Source organism: Mycobacterium kyorinense, from assembly GCF_002101735.1.
Lineage (GTDB): Bacteria > Actinomycetota > Actinomycetes > Mycobacteriales > Mycobacteriaceae > Mycobacterium > Mycobacterium kyorinense.
Genome location: NZ_LQPE01000154.1, coordinates 23,869 through 31,563, shown reverse-complemented (window position 1 = coordinate 31,563; position 7,695 = coordinate 23,869). Strand labels below are relative to the sequence as shown.

At 67.2% G+C, this 7,695-nt stretch carries 11 protein-coding genes; 6 read left to right on the top strand and 5 right to left on the bottom strand.

Annotation, left to right across the window (positions count from 1 at the left end):
• On the top strand, nt 1-872 hold an 872-nt coding region (locus tag AWC14_RS21775), incomplete at its 5' end, for a DUF7544 domain-containing protein (protein WP_085241455.1).
• Here the strand turns inward: AWC14_RS21775 and AWC14_RS21770 are convergent.
• Nucleotides 869-1,690, bottom strand: a complete 822-nt coding sequence (locus AWC14_RS21770) for a DUF3097 domain-containing protein (RefSeq protein ID WP_045381732.1) — start codon at nt 1,688-1,690, stop codon at nt 869-871. The two genes, AWC14_RS21775 and AWC14_RS21770, sit on opposite strands and share 4 nt — an antisense overlap.
• Before the next feature lie 200 nt (nt 1,691-1,890).
• On the opposite strand from AWC14_RS21770, the gene AWC14_RS21765 reads away from it, so the two are divergent.
• From AWC14_RS21765 to AWC14_RS21750, 4 genes are all read left to right on the top strand, one after another.
• Nucleotides 1,891-2,130, top strand: a complete 240-nt coding sequence (locus tag AWC14_RS21765; protein ID WP_235215983.1) for an LGFP repeat-containing protein — start codon at nt 1,891-1,893, stop codon at nt 2,128-2,130.
• 61 nt (nt 2,131-2,191) lie between these two features.
• A complete protein-coding gene (locus AWC14_RS21760; protein ID WP_052425634.1) occupies nt 2,192-2,599 on the top strand; it encodes an ankyrin repeat domain-containing protein in 408 nt (135 codons plus the stop codon).
• Nucleotides 2,592-2,819: a transcriptional repressor gene (locus tag AWC14_RS21755; protein ID WP_045381735.1), complete on the top strand. Its 228-nt coding sequence runs from the start codon at nt 2,592-2,594 to the stop codon at nt 2,817-2,819. Before AWC14_RS21760 ends, AWC14_RS21755 begins: the two co-directional genes overlap by 8 nt.
• Before the next feature lie 68 nt (nt 2,820-2,887).
• Entirely contained in the window at nt 2,888-3,277 is a 390-nt protein-coding gene (locus tag AWC14_RS21750) for an MmcQ/YjbR family DNA-binding protein (RefSeq protein WP_045381738.1), read from the top strand.
• Here the strand turns inward: AWC14_RS21750 and AWC14_RS21745 are convergent.
• Nucleotides 3,210-4,307: an FUSC family protein gene (locus AWC14_RS21745; protein WP_045381741.1), complete on the bottom strand. Its 1,098-nt coding sequence runs from the start codon at nt 4,305-4,307 to the stop codon at nt 3,210-3,212. The genes AWC14_RS21750 and AWC14_RS21745 overlap by 68 nt on opposite strands.
• A gap of 264 nt (nt 4,308-4,571) precedes the next feature.
• Here AWC14_RS21745 and AWC14_RS21740 point away from each other — a divergent pair, with 264 nt between their 5' ends.
• Nucleotides 4,572-5,015 carry a transglycosylase family protein gene (locus tag AWC14_RS21740; protein WP_081968222.1) on the top strand — a complete coding sequence of 148 codons (444 nt, stop codon included), beginning with the start codon at nt 4,572-4,574 and terminating at the stop codon, nt 5,013-5,015.
• 3 nt (nt 5,016-5,018) lie between these two features.
• Here AWC14_RS21740 and AWC14_RS21735 read toward each other — a convergent pair whose 3' ends face one another.
• The 3 genes from AWC14_RS21735 to aspS are packed head-to-tail and all read right to left on the bottom strand — an operon-like array spanning nt 5,019 to nt 7,648.
• Entirely contained in the window at nt 5,019-5,456 is a 438-nt protein-coding gene (locus AWC14_RS21735) for a nitroreductase family deazaflavin-dependent oxidoreductase (protein ID WP_045381743.1), read from the bottom strand.
• 28 nt (nt 5,457-5,484) lie between these two features.
• Complete coding sequence (locus AWC14_RS21730) at nt 5,485-5,877, bottom strand: PaaI family thioesterase (protein ID WP_045381746.1); 393 nt, start codon at nt 5,875-5,877, stop codon at nt 5,485-5,487.
• Nucleotides 5,864-7,648 carry an aspartate--tRNA ligase gene (gene aspS / locus AWC14_RS21725; protein ID WP_045381749.1) on the bottom strand — a complete coding sequence of 595 codons (1,785 nt, stop codon included), beginning with the start codon at nt 7,646-7,648 and terminating at the stop codon, nt 5,864-5,866. The genes AWC14_RS21730 and aspS overlap by 14 nt, the downstream gene beginning before the upstream one ends.
• Nucleotides 7,649-7,695: the final 47 nt, after the last annotated feature.

Here is a 7,695-nt window from a genome sequence, read left to right as displayed (position 1 = left end):
GCTACGGCCCGCCGCCCGGGCCCCCGCCCGGCTACGGTCCACCGCCGGGGTACGGTCCGCCGCCCGGGCCGCCGCCCGGCTACGGCGCACCGCCGCCGCCACCGCCGCCGGGTTACGGCCCGCCCCCAGGCTATGGCGGCCCACCACCGCCTCCCGGCTATCAGCAGGGCTACCCGCCCCCGGGCTACCCGCCGGCCGGCTACCCGTCGAGTCAGTTCAGCGTCGGCGATGCATTCACCTGGGCGTGGAACAAGTTCGGCAAAAACGCTGTGCCACTTATCGTTTCGTTCCTGGTGTACGCCGTGATCGGGGCGGTGTTGCACTTCGTGGTGTTCGCCCTGCTGGGCGACACCTCCGCGAGCGGCAACGGAATGTTCGCCGCCAGTCTCGGAACCGCGGGCACGATCGCCTTAGAGCTCGTGAGCTTCGTCTACGGCACCTTCGTGCAGGCGGCCACGTTGTCCGGAACGCTGGATATTGCCGACGGCAGGCCGGTCAGCATCGGCTCGTTCTTCAAACCGCGGCACTTCGGCGGCGTGATCCTGGCGGCACTGCTGGTCGGCGTGCTGACCGCCATCGGGTATCTGCTGTTCATCATCCCGGGCCTGATCTTCAGCTTCTTCGCCCTCTTCACGATCGCGTTTGCGACCGACCGCGGGCTGCCTGCCTTCGAGGCGCTGAAGGCCAGCTTCACGACCGTCAGGTCGAACATCGGTGGCGCGCTGCTGTCGTGGCTGGTGCAGTTCCTTGTCGTGCTGGTTGGTGCGCTGTTGTGCGGCGTCGGGCTCATCGTCGCGGCCCCGGTGGCGCTGCTCATCCAGACCTACACCTACCGCCGCCTCTCCGGCGGGCAGGTGGCGCCGACCAGCTAACCGGTCACGAAGTCGATCAACTCCTCGACCCGGCCGATCAAAGCCGGGTCGAGGTCGTTCCAGTCCCGGACGGATGCGCGGATGCGCCGCCACGCCGCCGCGGTGTCCGGCTGCCAGCCCAGCGCTTCGCACACGCCGCGCTTCCAGTCCACCCCGCGTGGAATCACCGGCCATGCTTGCAGCCCAAGGCGATTCGGTTTGACCGCCTGCCAGATGTCGACGAACGGATGACCGACGACCAGCGTGTGCGCGCCGCCCGGGCCGCGGCGCACTGCCTCGGCCAGCCGCGCCTCCTTCGATCCCGTCACCAGGTGGTCGACCAGCACGCCGAGCCGCCGGCCCGGGCCCGGCCCGAACCGCTCGACCACGCCCACTAAGTCGTCGACGCCGCCGAGGTGCTCGACTACCACCCCCTCGACCCGCAGGTCGTCGCCCCACACCTGCTCGACGAGCTCGGCGTCGTGACGGCCCTCGACATAGATCCGGCTGGCCAGCGCCACCCGGGCCCGCTCCCCCGCGACCGCCACTGAGCCCGACGCGGTGCGCTTGGCCGTGTTGGGTAGCGGGCTACGCGGCTTGGTCAGAATCACCGGCCGGCCGTCGACGAGGTAGCCCGGTCCGATCGGGAACGGTTTGGTGCGGCCGTGCCGGTCCTCGAGTTCCATGCGGCCGTACTCGATTCGCACCACCGCGCCGACGTAGCCGCTCTGGGCGTCTTCGAGGACCATGCCGAGTTCCACCGGCAGTTCCGTGGAGCGCACGCGTCGCGATCGGTGCGGGTCGTTGGCCAAAACGTCGGTTCCGTAGCGGTCGGTCACCCGAGCGATCCTAGGAACTGTCACGGCCGAATTCCGGTCGCCACACCGTGTACCAGACACGTGTACATCTACCGCATTTTCGTCCGAACCCTTGACAATTCGCCGGATTGTGTGCAAGGATTCCACGAGTTGGCGGATCGCGGTCGCTACCAGGGGGTTGATTGCGATCCGCCAACTTCGGGGTTCGCGTCGCCGGACTCGTGGGGAAGTCGGTACGGAGGGGGCATCGCCATGAACCGCACGCGGCAGGCCGCTGCCCTTTTCACGGCGCCCACATCCTCTTGGGTGGAATCGGCAACGCCTGGCACAAACACGGCGGCGCGGGTGGGCAATTGGGCTACCCGACCAGCGACGAGCAACCCATTCCCGGTGGCTGGCAACAGCACTTTCAGCACGGGACCATCACGTACACCGACGGCCCACACATCCGAATAAGCTAGCGATGCTGCGGTAAACCGTTGACTGCCTTGACAATTCGACGGCCAGCGATCTGGGGGAAAGATGACGCAAAGCTCGTCCACCAACGGCGCGGCGCTGATGGGCGCCGATGAACTCAAAGAACAGATCAATGACGGGCGGCTGGACATCGACGCGGTCGACGACGACGGCAGGACGCCGCTGCACCGCGCAATCGACCTGGGCGCCGAGGATCTCGCCGTATTCCTGGTGAGCGTCGGCGCAGACGTGAACCTGCGCGACCGGTGGGGCAACACCCCGCTGTGGCGGGCGGTGTACCACGCTCCGGGGACCGACGCGATCGTCGAGCTTCTCCTTGAGCGCGGCGCGGATCCGGCCGCGAAGAACAACCACGATGTCAGCCCGATCGACTTGGCGCACAAGATGACCGACGACGACGAGACGGCCGAGCTGCTTCCCAAACTTCAAGCCGCGCTGAGCACGGATGAATGACCGCGTCGCCCCCGAGTTGCTGCGCCAAACGCTGCTGAGCTACCTCACCCGGGCCAGCCGCTCACTGACCACGGCCCAGCTGCGCGAACACACCGAAGAACACTTCCGGCAACCGATCGTCATCGAGACCATCTACCGCAGCCTCACCGTGCTCGAACGTCGGGGAGATGTTAAGCGCCACAACATATCCGGACGGCACGCACATTGGGTGCGCAGCTAGAACGCGCTCGGCCGGAAACGGTCCTGGCGGAGCTACCCTAACCGGCGCCGCGGGAGCACAATCGAATTGTGGCCACCTGGGACGACGTTGCCGGCATCGTCGGTGAGCTGCCGCTCATCGAAGAGCGCTCACCACACGACTGGCGGGTCGGCAAGAAGCTGATCGCCTGGGAGCGGCCGCTGCGTAAGTCCGATCGAGAAGCATTGGCGGCGCAGGGGATTGAGCCGCCCGGCGGCGACATCCTCGGTGTTCGGGTGGCCGACGAGGGGGTCAAGTTCGCGTTGATCGCCGAGGAGCCCCGGGTGTATTTCACCACCCCGCATTTCGACGGCTATCCGGCGGTGCTGGTCAAACTGGCCGAGATCGACGAGCTCGGGCTGCGTGAGGTGATCACCGAGGCTTGGCTGACGCTGGCGCCGAGGCGTCTGGTCGAGGAGTTTCTCGGCGAGGCAACGTGATGACCGCTTCCAGGTCGTCCACACAGGTCGCAACGACGGCGGCAAGGATCACCGCTTCGTGGTTGCGGGCGGCGTGCGGAAGTTCGGAGGCGTGGCGCCGGGCAGCGGCCGCGTGGTCGGCGGCTGCGGCGGGGTCGGAATCGGCGAGGGCCGTGGCGGCGGCAAGCTCGTCGACCGCGGCGCGCATGGATTGCGGAAGCCAGTCGGCGTGAGCGGGCGCGACGACGCGCGCCAGATGCAGCACCGAGCTGGCCAACAGGCCCAGATGGGCGGCCTGCTGGTCGGCGCCGTCGACGGCGCCGCGCTGGGCCCACCGGCGCGGCGCCACCCGAACCGCCTGGCGCGCCGTGGCGCGCGCTTGTGCCAGCGCCCCGAGCTGCTCGTGCAACCGGCCGACGACGGACAACGGCCAGTCCGGGGCGGCCGGCCCGTGTCCGCCAACGATGCCGGCGATGTGGGCCAGGGTCTCGCGCAGCGCGGCCAGCATGTCCGCACGGGCCTGATGCAGCAGCGTCATCGGGTTGACGGGAAACAGCAGCATCCCGAACACGATCGCCAGGCCGCCGCCGACCACGGTGTCGAAGAGGCGCTCCGACACCATGCCGCTGCGGGCGAACACCAAGACCAGCACGGCCGATACCGCAGTCTGGTTGACGAACATCAGCCCTTGCGCGATGAAACCGCGCCCGATGAGCAGAGCAACGCACAACGCGACGAACACCGCGACGGCAATGGCGATGACGCCTGTGCCCAAAACTGCCTGGACGCCGGCACCCAGGGCGATGCCGAGCACCACCCCGATGATCATCTGGACGGTGCGCTGCCCGCGGAGCACGTTGGTGGCCGACAGGCACACAACCGCGGCGATGGGCGCGAAGAACGGCTGGCGATGGCCGAGCAGGTCGTGGGTGAAGTACCACGCGACGCCTGCGGCGACCGCAGTTTGGGTGATCGGCCAGACGGCGCCGCGCAGGCGGCCGGCCGCGGCCCGGGCGACGCCGGCGGGCCGGGTGATCAGCGGAGGACTCACCCCGCCTGCTTACCCCAGCAGGCAGCGGGTTGATACGGGGTTCACCTCAGAGACATCAGAAGTAACAGAAACAACATGAGTTAACTATTTCCTCACTAGACAATTTAGAAATCAGAAATCACTCTAATAGCGCAAGTATCATTAGTATCAATAACACTTCTATTAACTCGTGACTACTCAAAACGCCGGGACACCATCAATCTCGCTAAATAAAAATTGACTCAGGTGTTGACAGTTTTCACGATCATTTGTTACTGGTGTTAAATGGCACGATTTGGTGGAGCACTCAATGCAGAAACCTGGTGCAAGTCATTGGTGAAGGCGGCAATCGTCGTCGTCGCCATCTCCCTGGTCATCGACCCCACGACCGGCGTGGCATACGCCGACAGCGTCAACTGGGATGCCGTGGCCGAATGCGAGTCAGGCGGCAACTGGTCGGCCGACACCGGGAACGGGTTCTACGGCGGCCTGCAGTTCAAGCCGTCGACGTGGGCCGAAAACGGCGGTGTCGGCTCGCCGGCGAACGCCACCCGGGAACAGCAGATTGCCGTGGCCGAGCGCACCCTGGCCACCCAAGGACCTGAGGCGTGGCCGAAGTGCGGACCCGACCAAACACTGTTCCCGACCGAAGTGGTCAACATCCTGCGGTCCGGGCATCCGGTGCGCACCACGCTGCACAAGCTGTGGTCAAAAGCACTACCGCACTAGCGGCTAATTCACCGGCTGCAGCTCGAAAAGCGGGATGACCCGAGTGGTCTTCGCCTGGTAATCACCGAAACCCGGTGCCGCGGCGGTGACCTTGGGGAAAGCAGCATCCCGTTCGGCGGGCGGCAATTCGCGAGCAACCACGTCGAAGGATTCGGTCCCGATCTCGACATGAGCAGCCGGATTAGCGCGCAGATTGTGTACCCAGGCGGGATTGACGTCGGCGCCGGCGAAGGACCCGATGATGATCAGCTTGCCGTCGATGCGCAGGTAGGCCAATGGCGTCAGTCGCGGCTGGCCGGACTTGGCGCCGGTCGTGGTGAGCAGCAGCAGATCGGCACCGGCGAACTGGCCGCCGACCTTGCCGTCGTTGGCTCGGAACTCCTCGACGATGGATTGGTTGAAGGCTTTGATGGTCTCGGTGTCGGGCATGTTTTGCGTCATGCCCGGTCAACCCGCTTGGCAGCGAGCCCTATTCCGTCAGCACCGCCTGGGTCTGGGTGACCTGCGCGACCAGCTTGCCGCGGTCGTCGGTGAGGTTGGTCTGCGCGACGATCGTGCTGCGGCCGACGTGCAGCGGCTCACTGATGGCGGTGACGACGCCCGAGCGCACGGCGCGAAAGAAGTTCGTCTTCGACTCGATTGTCGCGGTGCCGGCGCCCGGCGGCAGGTTGGCCACCGCGCAGATCGCGCCGATCGTGTCGGCGAACGCCATCAGCGCTCCGCCGTGCAGGATTCCGCCTGTCGTGCAGAGGTTCTCGGCCCAATTCATCGTCGCCGTCACCCGCTGCGGCGTGACCTCCCCGACGTCGATGCCGAGAGTGGCCGCCAACGGGATGGCCGAGGTGAGGTCAGCGGGGTCCATTGCCGCCTCGGGGCGGTGGCACGACGTCGATGCCGGATTCCTTGCGTTGCTGCGCGGTGATCGGCGCCGGGGCGTCGGTCAGCGGGTCGACGCCGCCGCCGGACTTCGGGAACGCGATCACCTCGCGGATGGAGTCCGCGCCGGCCAGCAGCGCGTTGGTGCGGTCCCAGCCGAACGCGATACCGCCGTGCGGCGGCGCGCCAAACATGAACGCCTCCAACAGGAATCCGAACTTCTCTTCCGCTTGCGCCTTGTCGAGCCCCATCACCGCGAACACCTTCTCCTGGATGTCGCGGCGGTGGATACGGATTGAGCCCCCGCCGATTTCGTGCCCGTTGCAGACGATGTCGTAGGCGTCGGCCAGCACGGCCCCCGGGTCGGTGTCGATGCTGTCGGCATACTCCGGTTTGGGTGCGGTGAACGCGTGGTGCACCGCGGTCCACGCGCCGCCCCCCACGGTGACTTCGCCCGCGGCGGTCGCCTCGTCGGCCGGTTCGAACAACGGCGGATCGACCACCCAGACAAACGCCCAGGCGTCGGGGTCGATCATGTCGAGTCGCTTGGCGATCTCGTTGCGGGCCGCGCCCAGCAGGGCGCGCGACGGCTTGGGCAGACCAGCCGAGAAGAACACGCAGTCACCGGGTTTGGCACCCACATGGGCCGCTAAACCGGCGCGCTCGGCGTCGGACAAGTTCTTGGCGACGGGCCCGCCCAGGGTGCCGTCGTCGGCCACCAGCACGTAGGCCAGGCCCTTGTGCCCGCGCTGCTTGGCCCAGTCCTGCCAGCCGTCCAGCGTGCGCCGTGGTTGTGAGGCCCCGCCCGGCATCACCACCGCGCCGACGTACGGCGCCTGAAACAGCCGAAAAGGCGTGTCCGAGAAGAACTCCGTGCACTCCACCAGTTCCAGGCCGAAACGCATGTCGGGCTTGTCGGACCCGAACCGACGCATGGCGTCGGCGTAGGTGATCCGCGGAATCGGCGTCGGCAGTTCATATCCGATCAGCGCCCACAGCGCGGTGAGGATTTCCTCGGAGACCGCGATGATGTCGTCGGCGTCGACGAAGCTCATCTCCATGTCGAGCTGGGTGAATTCCGGCTGGCGGTCGGCGCGGAAATCCTCGTCGCGATAGCACCGCGCGATCTGGTAGTAGCGCTCCATCCCGGCCACCATCAGCAACTGCTTGAACAGTTGCGGGCTCTGCGGCAGCGCGTAGAACGAGCCGGGCTGCAGCCGCGCCGGCACCAGGAAGTCGCGCGCGCCCTCGGGGGTGGAGCGGGTCATCGTCGGCGTCTCGATCTCGACGAAGTCGTGCCGCGCCAGCACTTCTCGGGCGGCGGCATTCACCTTGGACCGCAACCGAATTGCCGCGCCCGGGCCGTCGCGGCGCAGGTCGAGGTAGCGGTACTTGAGCCGAACCTCCTCGCCGGCGGGCTCGTCGAGCTGGAACGGCAGCGGCGCGCACTCGCCGAGGACGGTCAGCGACGTGGCGTTGAGTTCGATCTCGCCGGTGGCGATCTCGGGGTTGGCGTTGCCCTCCGGGCGGGTCTCGACGACACCTTCGACGGCGATGCAGAACTCGGCGCGCAGTCGGTGCGCCTGCTCGAGCACGTCGGCGGCGCGGAACACCACCTGCGACACCCCCGACGCGTCGCGCAGGTCGATGAAGATCACCCCGCCGTGGTCGCGGCGGCGCGCCACCCAGCCGGCCAGCGTCACCTTATGGCCGGCGTCGGCGGCGCGCAGCGAACCTGCGGCGTGAGTGCGCAGCACGAATACTCCTCTGCAAACGGCTGGAACGACTGCCCAGTGTAGAGGCG